Annotated in this window: 15 protein-coding genes; 4 read left to right on the forward strand and 11 right to left on the reverse strand. The window is 69.3% G+C overall.

The window, feature by feature from the left end:
• Positions 1 to 53 precede the first annotated feature (53 nt).
• Positions 54 to 797: a helix-turn-helix domain-containing protein gene (locus ACWDUN_RS21785; protein WP_449932086.1), complete on the forward strand. Its 744-nt coding sequence runs from the start codon at positions 54 to 56 to the stop codon at positions 795 to 797.
• Here the strand turns inward: ACWDUN_RS21785 and ACWDUN_RS21790 are convergent.
• The gene (locus tag ACWDUN_RS21790; protein WP_449932216.1) at positions 774 to 3,002 is read right to left on the reverse strand and encodes a DPP IV N-terminal domain-containing protein; all 2,229 of its coding nucleotides are present in this window, start codon (positions 3,000 to 3,002) and stop codon (positions 774 to 776) included. The two genes, ACWDUN_RS21785 and ACWDUN_RS21790, sit on opposite strands and share 24 nt — an antisense overlap.
• 63 nt (positions 3,003 to 3,065) lie before the next feature.
• Positions 3,066 to 3,338 (reverse strand): DUF4229 domain-containing protein, encoded by a 273-nt coding sequence (locus tag ACWDUN_RS21795; protein ID WP_449932217.1) that lies wholly within the window; start codon positions 3,336 to 3,338, stop codon positions 3,066 to 3,068.
• Positions 3,339 to 3,415: 77 nt separating this feature from the next.
• On the opposite strand from ACWDUN_RS21795, the gene ACWDUN_RS21800 reads away from it, so the two are divergent.
• A complete protein-coding gene (locus ACWDUN_RS21800) occupies positions 3,416 to 3,577 on the forward strand; it encodes a hypothetical protein (RefSeq protein WP_449932087.1) in 162 nt (53 codons plus the stop codon).
• On the opposite strand, the gene ACWDUN_RS21805 is transcribed toward ACWDUN_RS21800, so the two are convergent.
• Genes ACWDUN_RS21805 through hemL form a run of 7 tightly spaced genes read right to left on the reverse strand, consistent with a single transcriptional unit; the run spans position 3,574 to position 10,448 of the window.
• On the reverse strand, positions 3,574 to 4,653 hold the full coding sequence (locus tag ACWDUN_RS21805) for a nucleotide-binding protein (protein ID WP_449932088.1): 1,080 nt from the start codon (positions 4,651 to 4,653) through the stop codon (positions 3,574 to 3,576). The genes ACWDUN_RS21800 and ACWDUN_RS21805 overlap by 4 nt on opposite strands.
• 3 nt (positions 4,654 to 4,656) lie before the next feature.
• Positions 4,657 to 5,625, reverse strand: a complete 969-nt coding sequence (ccsB, locus tag ACWDUN_RS21810) for a c-type cytochrome biogenesis protein CcsB (protein WP_449932089.1) — start codon at positions 5,623 to 5,625, stop codon at positions 4,657 to 4,659.
• A 4-nt stretch (positions 5,626 to 5,629) separates the two neighbouring features.
• Positions 5,630 to 7,198 carry a cytochrome c biogenesis protein ResB gene (gene resB / locus ACWDUN_RS21815; RefSeq protein ID WP_449932090.1) on the reverse strand — a complete coding sequence of 523 codons (1,569 nt, stop codon included), beginning with the start codon at positions 7,196 to 7,198 and terminating at the stop codon, positions 5,630 to 5,632.
• Positions 7,195 to 7,926: a cytochrome c biogenesis CcdA family protein gene (locus ACWDUN_RS21820; protein WP_449932091.1), complete on the reverse strand. Its 732-nt coding sequence runs from the start codon at positions 7,924 to 7,926 to the stop codon at positions 7,195 to 7,197. The genes resB and ACWDUN_RS21820 overlap by 4 nt, the downstream gene beginning before the upstream one ends.
• A 7-nt stretch (positions 7,927 to 7,933) precedes the next feature.
• Positions 7,934 to 8,485, reverse strand: a complete 552-nt coding sequence (locus ACWDUN_RS21825; RefSeq protein ID WP_449932218.1) for a TlpA disulfide reductase family protein — start codon at positions 8,483 to 8,485, stop codon at positions 7,934 to 7,936.
• Between the two features lie 29 nt (positions 8,486 to 8,514).
• Entirely contained in the window at positions 8,515 to 9,102 is a 588-nt protein-coding gene (locus ACWDUN_RS21830; RefSeq protein ID WP_449932219.1) for a histidine phosphatase family protein, read from the reverse strand.
• Positions 9,103 to 9,128: 26 nt separating this feature from the next.
• On the reverse strand, positions 9,129 to 10,448 hold the full coding sequence (gene hemL / locus ACWDUN_RS21835; protein WP_449932092.1) for a glutamate-1-semialdehyde 2,1-aminomutase: 1,320 nt from the start codon (positions 10,446 to 10,448) through the stop codon (positions 9,129 to 9,131).
• Between the two features lie 290 nt (positions 10,449 to 10,738).
• Here hemL and ACWDUN_RS21840 point away from each other — a divergent pair, with 290 nt between their 5' ends.
• Together ACWDUN_RS21840 and ACWDUN_RS21845 are read left to right on the forward strand one after the other, a co-directional pair.
• Positions 10,739 to 11,920 (forward strand): MFS transporter, encoded by a 1,182-nt coding sequence (locus tag ACWDUN_RS21840; protein WP_449932093.1) that lies wholly within the window; start codon positions 10,739 to 10,741, stop codon positions 11,918 to 11,920.
• Between the two features lie 9 nt (positions 11,921 to 11,929).
• Entirely contained in the window at positions 11,930 to 12,313 is a 384-nt protein-coding gene (locus ACWDUN_RS21845; RefSeq protein ID WP_449932094.1) for a nitroreductase family deazaflavin-dependent oxidoreductase, read from the forward strand.
• On the opposite strand, the gene ACWDUN_RS21850 is transcribed toward ACWDUN_RS21845, so the two are convergent.
• Positions 12,297 to 12,776 (reverse strand): pyridoxamine 5'-phosphate oxidase family protein, encoded by a 480-nt coding sequence (locus ACWDUN_RS21850; RefSeq protein WP_449932095.1) that lies wholly within the window; start codon positions 12,774 to 12,776, stop codon positions 12,297 to 12,299. The genes ACWDUN_RS21845 and ACWDUN_RS21850 overlap by 17 nt on opposite strands.
• 9 nt (positions 12,777 to 12,785) lie before the next feature.
• Positions 12,786 to 12,947, reverse strand: coding sequence for a hypothetical protein (locus ACWDUN_RS21855; RefSeq protein ID WP_449932096.1), 162 nt, complete (start codon positions 12,945 to 12,947; stop codon positions 12,786 to 12,788).
• Between the last annotated feature and the right edge of the window lie 22 nt (positions 12,948 to 12,969).

The raw sequence follows: 12,969 nt of genomic DNA on the forward strand, positions 1-12,969 counted from the left end.
CACTCGGACGTAGCGGCACAGTCAAGTTCTGCGGTGTAGGCCAAGATGGATCCGTGGCGTGGAGCACCCGGGAGATCGCCGAGCTGGCCGGCACCAGCCTGCGGGCGGTGCGCCACTATCACCAGGTCGGCCTGCTACCCGAACCGGAGCGCCGCTCCAACGGCTACAAGCAGTACGGCGTGGCGCATCTGGTCCGGTTGGTGCGCATCAAACGCCTCGTCGATCTCGGTTTCTCGCTGCCTCAGATCGCGGCGATGGGCACCGACGACGACCACCCCGAACAGGCGCTGCGCGAACTGGACGCCGAGCTGGCGGCGACCATCGAGCGCTTGCAGCGTGCGCGGGACGAACTCGGCGTCGTGCTGCGCGACGCGGTGCCGACGGACCTGCCGCCGGACTTCGCCGCCCCCGACGCGGTCGCCAAGATGACCGACGCGGACCGGCAACTGGTGGTGGTGCTGACCCGGGTGCTGGGTCCGCGCGGCAGGCAGATCTACGCGGATCTGATCAGGGACACCCGCGAGGACCCGGCCGCCGCCGAACTGGACGCGCTGCCCGCCGATGCCGACGAGGCGACCCGCGCCGACCTCGCCGAGCGGCTGGCTCCCTACATCCTGTCGGTCCGGGAGGACCATCCCGGCCTGGTCGAGGTCCGCGCCGACGCCCCGCGCGGTGAGAGCTTCGCCGAGAAGGCCATCGGTGACGCGATGGCCGATCTGTACAACCCGGCGCAGCTGGACGTGCTGCGCCGGGCCCGCGACATCCTGCGGGCGTCAGCCCAGCGCGGGCAGCGGTAGCGGCTTGAGCCGGTAGCTCGGCGGCTCGGTGCCGTGCAGGTGCCGCACGAAATAGTCCCAGGTACGCCGCAGGAAGTAATGCTGCCTGCCGATCAGCGCGTGCTCGGCGCCCGGGATCATGATCAGGTCGAAATCCTTGTCCGCCTTGATCAGTGCATCGGCCAGCCGCATCGTCATGTACGGGTGCGCGTTGTCGTCGAGTTCGCCGTGGATGAGCAGCAGCTTGCCGGTGAGGTTGCCGGCCAGGGCCGCATTCGAGATCGCCTGCTTACCCTCGTCGCTGACGTCCCCATGATAGTGCTCGGCCCACATCGCCAGGTTGACGGCGTTGTCGTGGTTACCGGAGGTGGCCACGGCCACCCGGTAGAAGTCGGGATATGTCAGCACCGCGCGGGCGGCGGCGAAGGCGCCCGCGGACTGGCCGGTGATCCCGACCCGCGAGGTGTCCAGCCAGGGATACCGGTGACCGAGTTCGCGGATGGCGGCCACATGATCGTCCAGCGCCCCCGCGTTGCCCAGGTCGCCGTAGGAGTGATCGTGAAAGGCCTTGCCGCGCCCCGCGGTTCCGCGGCCGTCGATGGCCACCGCAGCGAAACCGAGTGCGGCGTACGCCTCGGGTTCGCCCTGGTGCATCGCGTCGAAAGTCGGTTCGGCCCGAAAGTTCTGCGGCCCGGGATAGGTGTGCTCGATGATCGGGTAGCGCTTGTCCGGGTCGAGATCGTGCGGGCGCCACAACAGACCGTAGATCGGCGTCTTGCCATCGGCGGCGGTGACGCGGAAGCGTTCCGGGGGTCGCCAGCCAAGCTTCTCCAACGCCTCGGTGCCGGGTTGCTCCAGCACGACCAGTTCGCGGCCGTCACCGTCGAGCACCGCCGAGCGCGGTGGCCGGCTCGGACAGGACGCCCGGTCCAGCAGATACCCGCCCTCGGGCGGGCTGACCGCGTCGTGGTCGAGATCGTCATCGGTGAGCCGGGTGAACCCGGAACCGTCCAGGTTGATGCGGCAGATCTGTCGGAGGTAGGGATCCTCGGGTACCAGTCCACCCGCCGCGAACCACAGCTGCCGGCGGTCCTCGTCGACCCACAGCAGCGAACGGACCAGCCACTGTCCCTGCGTGATCCGGGTGCACGTCGATCCGTCGGCCGAGTAGAGGTACAGATGGCCCCAGCCGTCGCGCTGTGACCACCACAGCAGTTCGCCGGTGTCCAGCACCCGCACCATGTGCGGGTCACCGAGCAGCACCGCCGGGTCGACCCGGGTCTGGCCGGTCTCGGTGATCAACGTCGACGTCGCACCGGTCGCCGGATCCAGCCGGCGCAGCGCCAGGGTACGGGCGTCGCGGGAATGCTGCAGGTAGTACACCGATCCGTGCGCCCACCAGGCGTAGACGAGTGCGGTGTTGTGCATGATGATCGTCGGATCATCGTGCTGCCGAACGGCTTTGCGCTCCGCGATGTCGAGGACGTTCCATGTCATCGTCGCGACCGCCTCCTCACCGGGCATGGTGTAGCGGGTGCGGTGCTCCACCGGGCGGCCCCCGTCGGCCGGGCTGGATTCGACGAGCACCAACTCGGGCAGATCACGCTGATCGATGCGCTGCACCAGGATTCGTGTCGAGTCCGGTGACCAGTGGAAGAAGAACGGAGTCGGCAGGCCGAGGATCCGCATGAGCGCCTTGGCCCCGGTGGTGTCGGGTAGGCCGCCGTATTCGAAGTCCGGTTCGGCATCGTCGGTGAGCGCGAACTCGTCACCCCCGTCGGCAGGCCGGATCCAGATGTTGCCGTCACGGCGGAACGCGATCCACCGCTCGTCGGGCGAGGGCACCTCGCCGGGAACGGGGGCGGGCCGATCGCAGGGCCGCATGCCCGCGCGGTCCGACCAGACCCAGCGGTCCCCGAAAGCGGTGAACCGCACGCTGCCGTCATCGCGGATGTCGACGGCCACGATCGGCAGGTCGGAGCCGGTGGCGGGTTGCCCCGTCGTCACCGACAGTGCCGCGGCCAGGGCGTCGTGGTCGAAGGCGTCGGCGCGGGTGCCGGCCGCCGGGTCGACAACGACCCAGCGGGTGCCCACCTGGTACCAGAATCGCGCACCGTCGGCGAGCCACTGCGGCACCAGCTTGCTGCCGGGCACCTTCATCGCCCGGTACGGGGCCAGCATCTGTTCGGCGCGTGCGTAATCGGAGTCGGTCAGCGTCGTCGTCACATCGACCATGCAACACCCGGACGCAGCGGCACACTCAAGTCCGGCGTCGCGCGCCGTGGCGCGTCAGGAGTCCTCGCCGCGCAGCCTGGCCTGCAGTGTCTCCTTGTCCCGGCGCCGCTGCTCGTCGAAGGCCGCGATGCTGGCGGTGGCCCGGCGGCGCAGCGGCGCGAAGATCCAGATACCCAGCGGCAGCGCCACGACGATGGCGAACAACACGGCCACCACGACCGGGAACTCGCGCAGCCCGACCAGGTGACCGGCGCCCAGGATGACCGCGGTCAGCACGGCGGCCAGCGCCAGCCGTGCCAGCAGATAGGCTCCCACGTCACGCAGCATCCGGGTACCCGGCCGAGGATCAGACACGGCCCGAGCCTACCTACGGGACGCGTATATTCGGAGTAAGGAGGTTTTCGTTGCAGTACTTACTCCTGGCCCTGATGGTGGCCGGGCTCGCCTACATGACATTCCGGATGCTGCGCGCTTCGGCCAACCGTCCGCGGCCGCGGGTGATCGGCCCCGATGACGATCCCGATTTCCTGCGCCGCCTTCGCGACGGCGACAACCCCCGCAGTTAAGCCGAGGCCGGGAACCCCGCGGCCACCACAGCCGCCAGTCGCAGCAGCGCATCACGGGTCGGCGGTTTCAGCCGGTCCAGGCTGATCTCGGCGCCCTCTTCCAGATGCGGGTCGAACGGCACCTGCAGCACCGCCCGGCAGCGCCGGGAGAAGTGGTCGACGACCTTCTCCAGATCGACTTTGCCCGAGCGCGGCCGCACCGCGTTCACGACCGCCACGGCATTGCGCACCAGATCCTGATGGCCGTGCGCGTCCAGCCAGTCCAGCGTCGCCGAGGCCGAGCGTGCCCCGTCCACCGAGCCGGAACTGACGACGATCAGGACATCGGCCTTGGACAACACCGCGGCCATTGCCGAATGCAGCATGCCGGTTCCGCAATCGGTGAGCACCAGGCTGTAGTACCGCTCCAACAGTTCGACGGTGCGGGCGTAGTCCTCCGAGCTGAACGCCTCCGAGACGGCCGGATCCGATTCCGAGGCCAGCACTTCCAGCCGGCTCGGCCCCTGCGAGGTGTAGCGGCGGACATCGCTGTAGCTGGCGATGCCCTCGGCATCGCGCAGCAGGTGGCGAACCGTCGCCGGGGTCTCCAGGGGCACCTTCTGGCTCAGCGTGCCGCGGTCGGGATTGGCGTCCACCGCGATGACGCGGTCGCCGCGGGTGGCGGCGAAGGTGGCTCCCAGCGTCGCGGTGACCGTCGTCTTGCCGACGCCGCCCTTCAGCGACAGCACCGCGATCCGGTAGCAGCCGCGCAGCGGCCGGGAGGCCTCCTCCAGCAGGGAGAGCTGATTGTTGACCTTGGGGCCTTCGCCCAGGTTGATGAGCGTGAACGAACCCAGGTACAGCCAGCGCCGCCAGCCGCTGGTGGGTGCCTGCTTGGGCCGGCCGAGCAGGGCGACGGTCGACAGGTCGAGGTAGGGCGCAGGCAGCGGGACCGGGCTGGTCTGCGGGGGTAGATCCGGTGTCGGCTGAGCCGGGATCCCGCGCGGGGGCGTCGGCGCCGTCCATTCCGGCGGCACCTCCTGCGCCGGGTCCACAAAGCGTTGCTGCTCCCGGAAGCTCTCCCCCGTGCCCGGCACCGGTCAGCCCACCCCGGCGTAGGAGTGCAGTCCGACGGTCACCAGGTTGATGAAGAACAGGTTGAACACCATCGCGATGAAGCCGACGACGTTGATCCAGGCCGCCTTCTTGTCGCGCCAGCCCGCGGTCGAACGGGCGTGCAGATAGGCGGCGTAGACCACCCACGCGATGAAGGAGACCGTCTCCTTGGGATCCCAGCCCCAGTAGCGGCCCCAGGCCTCCTCGGCCCAGATGGCGCCGAAGATGACGCCGAACCCGAATACCGGGAAGGCGAAGATGGTGGTGCGGTAGGCGATCCGGTCGAGCACCTGTCCGTCGGGCAGCTTCTCGATGACCCGGCCCAGGCCGTTGTCCTTCTCGGCCAGCGGCGACATCTTGAGCAGGAACAGCAGGCTGGCGACACCGGCGATCAGGAACACCCCCGACCCCAGGCTCACCACCGAGACGTGGATCGGCAGCCAGTAGGACTGCAGGGCCGGCATCACCGGGGCGGCATGGGTGTAGAGCCACTTGCCGGAGACGGTCAGCAGGATCAGCGTGGGCGCCAGCACGAAAACCCACAGCACCCGGTACTGCGGCTTGCGCAGCACCACGGCGGCGGCGACCAGACCCGAGAAACAGGTCAGGTTGATGAATTCGTACATGTTGCCCCACGGCACGCGCGCGGTGGACAGCCCGCGCAGCACGATGCAGGCGGCCAGCAGGACGATGCCGACATAGGCCAGGCCGACACCGGCGCGGCCGATCCGCTCATCGGCCGATCGGGACCTGTCGTCGACGACGATGCCCGGGGTGTCGCTGGCGCGGCCCACACCGGCACCGACGAGCTCGCGCGCCTCGACCTTGCGGCTGCGCGAGTAGGCCAACTCGACGGCGAGCAGTAGCAGCGCGAACGTCAGCACCACCACCGACGAGGTGAACGCCCAGTCCGAATACCGGGCCAGGCCGAGATCGATGTCTGTGCTGTTCACGTGTTCATTCCTTTACTGCCTTTACTGCGAGCAGCCGGTCGGTCAGCTTCTCGAACTCGTCGCCCCACCCGGAGTTGTCGGTGCGGGCCAGTCCTCCCAGCTCGACGCTCACGGTACCTGCCGAAGCGGGGGTGATCCGAACCCAGACGCGTCGGCGCCGCACGACCAGCGACACCAGCAACCCGCCCATCATGGTCAGCGCGAACACCAGGACCCACACCTGAGCCGGGTCATGGGACACCTGCAGGTTGATGAAGGGCACCGCGCCGTCGAAGCGCACCGTGGTGCCGTCGTCGAGGCGGGCCTCCTGACCGACCGTGAGGTTGACCCGGGCCTCCTTGTTCAGCCGGCCCTGCCCGATCAGCCGCGGATCCAGGTCGAAGATCGACTGCGGGCGCCCGGTGTCCAGGCCGGCGTCGCCGCGGTAGATGTCGACGGCGACCGCTGGCTTGTTCAGCGCCGGGAAGCTGGACGACAGCAGCGTGCCGTGCAGGAATTCGGTGGGCGCGAACAGCCCCTGGATCGCGATCTGCTGTTCGCGACGCTCGTCGGGGTCGGGATAGGTGCCGGCCGGCGGGTCGATGCGCACGACGCCGGAGGACAGCAGGGTCAGCGGGTCATCGGGCCGGAACTGCACGGTGTTGGTCCGGGTCTGCCCGTCCGGGAAGGTGACGGTGAACGTCGGGGCGTAGCCGTGGCCCTGCAGATAGATCCGGTCCCCGCCGATGCGCAGCGGGTGGTTGACCTCCAGCCGGTAGTCGTTCCAGACGTTGTTCTCCAGGTCCTCGCCGGCCTGGTATTCGATATTGGCGGCGAAGCTGACGGCCTGACCGCTGGGCAGATAGTCGGCATCGAAGTCGTTGACCTTCACGCAGATCGGGTACAGCGAGGTGCCGTCGACGGTGTTGCCCGCCCGGAACGAGTCGAACGCGGCAGGCGATGCCGAGCAGAATCCGGGCCCGCCGTTGGCGATGACGATGACGTTGCCCTCGTAGCCGAACAGCTTGCCCGCGGCGATGGCGACCAGCAGGCCCAGCAGCGAGAAGTGGAAGACGATATTGCCGAACTCGCGCAGATAGCCCTTCTCTGCCGAGATCTCGGTGACACCGCCCTCGGTGGCGCGGGTGGTGCGTCGCCAGCCCTTCAACCGTTCGTCGACGGCGGTGACCAGCTGTTCTGCGTCGCCGGTGATCTCGGCCTCATGGTGCTTGGGCAGCCGGCCCAGATTGCGCGGTGCGGGTACCGGGACGGCGCGCAGGCTGCGCACGTGCTCGAACATCCGCGGGGTCAGGCAGCCGACCAGGGAGACGAACAGCAGCACGTAGATGGAGGTGAACCAGAAGCTGGAGAAGACGTCGAAGGCCTGCACCCGGTCCAGCCACGGGCCCAGGGTGGGGTGGTCGGCCAGATACTCGTCGACCTTGCCGGCGTTGAGGCTGCGCTGCGGCAGCAATGCGCCCGGGATGGCGGCCAGCGCCAGCAGGAACAGCAGCACCAGCGCGGTGCCCATCGAGGTGAGGGTGCGCCAGGTGTTGCGGATCAGCGCCCATACCCGCTGCAGTGCCCGCGTCATATCGGCAACCTCACATCACTGACGAACGCGTCGCGCACCCAGGCCACGAAGTCACCCCACAGTCCGGTCACCAGCGCGATCCCGACGCCGATCATCAGCACGCCGCCGAAGATCTGGATACCGCGGGTGTGCTCGCGCAGCCAGCCCAGCCCCCGCACGGCGCGGGCGGATCCGAAGGCCAGCAGTACGAACGGCAATCCCAGACCCAGGCAGTAGGCGATCACCAGGGCGATGCCGCGGGCCACCGCCGAACCCTCCGTCGCCGAGGACACCGCGATCACCGCGGTCAGCGTCGGCCCCAGGCACGGCGTCCAGCCCAACGCGAACACCGCACCGAGCAGCGGCGCGCCGCCCAGGGTGGACAGCTGGCGCGGGGCGAACCGGGTATCGCGTTGCAGGGCCGGGACAAAACCGATGAAGACCAGCCCCATGGCGATGGTGACCACACCGCCGATGCGCTGCAGCAGTTCCTGGTTGGTGATCAACGCCGTCGTCATGCCCAGCACCGCGACGCTGCCCAACAGGAACACCACGGTGAACCCGGCCACGAACAGACCCGCGGCGCCGGCGACCCGCCACCGGCTCGGGCCCCCGGAGATGGCGGCCAGATAGGACAGATAGCCCGGCACCAGCGGCACCACGCAGGGCGAGGCGAAGGACACCAGTCCGGCCAGCAGGCTCAGCCCGATGGCGAACAGCAGTGGGCCACCGGTGATCAGATCGGTCATGTCGCGGTCACTTCTCGGCGGCCAACCGTTCCACGACGGGGCGCAGATCATCGGCGAGCAGTTCACGCAGGAACACCGCGGCCACCCGGTGTTGGCGGTCCAGCACCAGGGTCGACGGGATGACGGTGGTCGGGTACTTGCCGCCGAAGGCGATCATGGTGCGCATCGCCGGGTCATAGATCGACGGGAAGGTGATGTTGCGGTCGGTGATGAAATCGACTGCGGCCGTGCGGTTGTTGTCACGCACGTCGATCCCCAGGAACTGCACACCCTGCGCCCGGGTCGCGTCGTACACCTCCTGCAGGTGCGGCATCTCCGAGCGGCACGGCCCGCACCACTGGCCCCAGATGTTGATCACCACGACCCGGCCCGCGAAATCCGACAGGGACAGCGTCCTGTCCGGATCCATCAGGTCCGGTCCGGTGAGTTTGCCTGGTGTGCCGCGGCTTTCGGGCGGGTCGTAGAAGATGTCGGTCTTGCCGCCCGGCGCGACGAACTCGAAGGTGCCGCCCTGCGCGACGGCGTCGTCACCGGTGGAGCACCCGGTGAGCACCACCATCAGCACCGCCCATGCGGCCAACCACTTCACTAGATTCCCCAGGGCTCCGTGTAACTCCACCGGATCAGGCGGTCATCGTCGAAGGTGAACGAGGTGATCGACGACAGATTGCACAACCGGCTGTGCGGCAACGGCAGGTGCGCCAACGTGCGGCCGGTCATCGCGCGGCGCAACGTCTCGACCGGCAGCTGGTGACTGACGCACACCGCCTCGTGGCCCTCTGCTCTCACGCGTGCACGGTGCAGCGCGCCGATCATCCGAGGGGCGATCTCGTCATAGGGCTCACCCCAGGAAGGCTTGCGCGGGTTGCGCAGCCGGGGCCAGTTGCGCGGATCGCGCAGCGCGCCGTCGCCCGGTGACACCCGCTTGCCTTCGAAGGTGTTCCAGGACTCGACGAGGCCGTCGTCGGTGTCGATATCGAGTCCGTGCGCCGCGGCGATCGGCGCGGCGGTCTGCTGCGCGCGTTCCAGCGGAGAGGCCACCACATAGCTGATGTCGTGGGAGGCCAGCCAGTCCGCGGCGGCCTGGGCCTGCAGCCGGCCGCGCTCGGACAGGTGGTAGCCGGGCAGCCGGCCGTAGAGCACCTTCTCCGGGTTGTGCACCTCGCCGTGCCGCATCACGTGCACGGTGGTCCGCACGGGTGTCACCGGGTGGGCCCGGAGGCGTGCGCCGCCGCCCGCGCGGCATGCGGCAGGGCCTCGGCGATGCGCGTGAAGGCGGCGTCGTCCAGGGCGGTCGAGACGAACCAGGTCTCGAATGCGCTGCACGGCGGGTAGATGCCGGCATCCAGCAGGGCGTGGAAGAAGGCCGGGTAGCGCCAGGTCTCGGTGGCCTTGGCGGTGGCGAAGTTCGTCGGCTGTTCGGCACCGAAGAACACGGTGAGGAAGTTGCCGGCCCGCGACACCGTATGCGCCAGCGAGGCTTCGGTGAGCGCCTCGCTGATCAGGCTGTGCAGCCGGTCGGCATGGGCGTCCAGGGTGCGGTAGACGTCGTCGTCGGCGGCGCGCAGTGTCGCCAGTCCGGCGGCCATCGCCACCGGGTTTCCCGACAGCGTGCCGGCCTGGTACACCGGCCCGAGCGGGGCGAGGCGCTCCATGACCTCGGCGCGCCCGCCGAATGCCGCTGCGGGCAGGCCGCCGCTCATCACCTTGCCGAAGGTGAACAGGTCCGCGTCGACCTGTTCGCGCCCGTACCACCCCGAACGGCTGACCCGGAAGCCCGTCATCACCTCATCGGAGATCAGCAGGGCGCCGTGCTCGGCGGTGATCCGGCGCAGCGCGGCGGAGTATCCGGGCAGCGGCGCGACCGTGCCCATGTTGCCGGGGCTGGCCTCGGTGATCACGCACGCAATGTCCTCGCCGAAGGCCGCGAAGGTCTCGGCGACGGCGGCCTCGTCGTTGTAGGGCAGCACGATGGTGTCGGCCGCCGCGGCGCCGGTGACCCCGGGCGAGGACGGCAGACCGAGGGTGGCCACCCCGGACCCGGCGTCGGCCAGCAGTGCGTCGCTATGGCCGTGGTAACAGCCGGAGAACTTGATGATCTTGGGCCGTCCGGTGAACCCGCGGGCGAGCCGGATCGCGCTCATGGTGGCCTCGGTGCCCGAGTTGACGAACCGGATGCGCTCGACCGGCGCGACGCGGTCGATGATCTCGCGGGCCAGTTCGGTCTCGGCCGGCGTCGGCGCGCCGAAGGACAGCCCGTCGGCGGCGGTGCGCTGCACCGCTTCGACCACCGCCGGGTGCGCGTGGCCCAGGATCATCGGCCCCCACGAGCACACCAGATCGACATAGCGGTTGCCGTCGGCGTCGGTCAGCCAGTAGCCGTCGGCCTTGGTGATGAAGCGGGGCGTACCGCCGACGGCGTTGAACGCGCGCACCGGAGAGTTCACCCCGCCGGGGATCACCGCGGAGGCATCGGCGAACAACGCAGCGGACGTCGACACGGACGACACGGTGCTGCTCATGGCTCCCAGTGTTCCAGCAGGAGGCAACTCGTCAACTACAGGGTGTAGTGGGCCGCGGATGGCAAATGCTTGAGTGAATGTCGACGGGCTGGTGCAGTGCCATGTATAGAGCCGTGAACTGCAGTAATTCCAAAAGCGCCGCCGACTGGCCATGTGACGCCGCCCGGTCCAGCATCAGGAGACGGCCGCTCCGGATATCGGATCTGATTTGTGCCGGTCCGACGAGGCGAACAGCGCGATTCGGTCGGCAGCTCGCGGCGCAGCGGTCCTTCGGCTGTTAACTTTCGACGGTGCCGCGCGCCCAGTACCGACCGCTGTACGCGGCCGGCTTCGTCACCGCGTTCGGCGCGCACTCGATCGCGGCGAGCCTCGGCGTGTACAGCCAGGAGCAGCAGGCGAGTCTGCTCACCATCGGGCTGCTGCTGGCCGTCTATGACGGTGCCGAGGTCATCCTCAAGCCGGTGTTCGGAGCGTTGGCCGACCGCATCGGCCCACGGCCGGTGCTGCTGGGCGGGCTGATCGCCTTCGCCGCCGCGTCGGCGGCCTTTGTCGTCGCCGGTAATCCGGGACTGCTGGGACTGGCGCGGTTCGCGCAGGGTGCCGCGGCGGCGGCATTCTCGCCGGCGGCCTCCACCATGGTGGCCCGACTGGCCCCGCCTGCGCGGCACGGACGGGTTTTCGGCAGTTACGGTGCGTGGAAGGGCCTGGGTTACACGCTCGGTCCCGTCATCGGCGGTGCGCTGGTCAGCGTCGGCGGCTTCACCCTGCTGTTCGGCACCATGGCGGGACTGGCCGTGGCCGTCGCGGTGTGGGCGGTGTGCGTCGTGCCGGCCGTGCCCGCGCTGCCCCGATCCCGTTCCACCGTCGTCGATCTGGTGCGCCGGCTCACCCGGCCGAACTTCCTCACCCCCACCCTGGCGCTTGCCGCGGCGACGGCGGCGATGTCCGTCGGCGTGGGATTCCTGCCGCTCTACGGGGCCGCCGCCGGACTCGACGCGTTCACGACGGGCGCCGCGGTATCGGTGCTGGCGGCAGCGGCCGCGCTGACCCAGCCGTGGGCCGGACGTGCCCGCGACGCACAGCGGCTGCCCGACCGGGTCGGTGTCAGCGTGGGGCTGGTACTGGCGGCTGCCGGTTTCGCCCTGGCCGCGTTGTTCTCCGGGCTTCCCGCACTGTTGATCGCGGCCGTGTCGATCGGCGTCGGCACCGGCGTCATCACGCCGCTGGCATTCAGCGCCCTCGCCGCGTCGACGCCTCCGGAACGACTGGGCGAGACCATGGGCTCCGCGGAAGTCGGCCGCGAACTCGGTGACGCCGGTGGACCGCTGCTGGTCGGCGCTGTCGCCGCCGGTGCGACGCTGACCGTCGGCCTGGTGGGTCTGGCCGCCGCGTTGGCCCTCACGGCAGCGGCCATCGCCGGGACCGGGCTCGGAAAGCCGAATACGCCGACGTCGCCGCACAATTCGCCATAGGATGCCCACATGTTGCTTGCGCGCCGGCGTGCCGAGTTCAACCGCAAGTTCGTCAATCCCGTGGTGGAACCGTTGGCCGGTTATCTGCCGTTGTGGTCGGCGGTCGACCATGTGGGCCGGCGCAGCGGGACGGAGTACCGCACTCCGGTGACGGCGTTTCCCACCACCGACGGCGTCGCCATCCTGCTGCCGTATGGGACCGATACCGATTGGGTGCGCAATCTGCGGGCCGCCGGTTCGGGCAAGGTCGTCATCGACGGACGCAGCCTGCTGGTCGAGGATCCCCGCGTGGTGCCGCTGAGCGAGGCGCTGGCCGTGGTCAAGGGTCCGTGGCGGCATGTGCTGCGGGCGCTGCCGGTGGCGTCGGCGCTGCTGCTCACGCGCTCCAGGTGAGGACTTCGCCCTCGGCCCTGGTCATCAGGGTTCCCGGCTGGACCCGCAGCCGGTACGGGGCCAGCCGCAGCACCGCGAACTGTGGCGACGTCGGCGAATCCCAGCCGGGGATGATGGTCGGGTCGTAGCCGAGCGGCTCCGGTGCGGCGACGAACTTGTCCCATACCGCGGTGCGGGTGTCATCGTCGAAGTACCACTCGACAAGGCAGTCCGCGCTGCAGGTGTCGTGATTGGGTGCCCAATAGTTCACCGAGACATACGGATTGACGGCCAGGTGCTCGTGTTTGACGCGGGACGGCACGGTCGCCACCCAGCCCAGCAGGTCGGTGCCGTCCCACTCCCAGATGGGGTGCAGGACGCGACTGCGGGGCTTGCTGTCGGCATCCGCGGTGGCCACCGAGGCCCACACGATGGAATGTGCCATCTCGACGAATGCCGGTGCGGTCCGTTCCAGTGGAGTCACACCGACACTTTAGGTGTCTTTCTGTTGCCCGTAGATCGGTTTTCCGTCGTCGTCGAGCCAGTCGTTGACCGCGGTCCCGGTCACGGTGCCGTCGCTGCCCGGCAGCACCGCGGTGGGACGCGGTGTGTCGTAGTCGCCGAACACGTCCTTGTCGTCAGTTTCTTTCGCCATTGCTGACGGCTGCCCGAATATG

Source organism: Mycobacterium sp. NPDC003323 (genome assembly GCF_053589535.1).

Excerpts from the sequence above, each read along its gene's own strand:
- ACWDUN_RS21795 (WP_449932217.1), bottom strand. The coding sequence starts at position 3,338 with ATGCTGCGTGACGTGGGAGCCTATCTGCTGGCACGGCTGGCGCTGGCC.
- resB (WP_449932090.1), bottom strand. The coding sequence starts at position 7,198 with ATGACGCGGGCACTGCAGCGGGTATGGGCGCTGATCCGCAACACCTGG.
- ACWDUN_RS21820 (WP_449932091.1), bottom strand. The coding sequence starts at position 7,926 with ATGACCGATCTGATCACCGGTGGCCCACTGCTGTTCGCCATCGGGCTG.
- ACWDUN_RS21825 (WP_449932218.1), bottom strand. The coding sequence starts at position 8,485 with ATGGTGGTGCTCACCGGGTGCTCCACCGGTGACGACGCCGTCGCGCAG.
- ACWDUN_RS21830 (WP_449932219.1), bottom strand. The coding sequence starts at position 9,102 with ATGCGGCACGGCGAGGTGCACAACCCGGAGAAGGTGCTCTACGGCCGG.
- hemL (WP_449932092.1), bottom strand. The coding sequence starts at position 10,448 with ATGAGCAGCACCGTGTCGTCCGTGTCGACGTCCGCTGCGTTGTTCGCC.
- ACWDUN_RS21845 (WP_449932094.1), top strand. The coding sequence starts at position 11,930 with ATGTTGCTTGCGCGCCGGCGTGCCGAGTTCAACCGCAAGTTCGTCAAT.
- ACWDUN_RS21855 (WP_449932096.1), bottom strand. The coding sequence starts at position 12,947 with ATGGCGAAAGAAACTGACGACAAGGACGTGTTCGGCGACTACGACACA.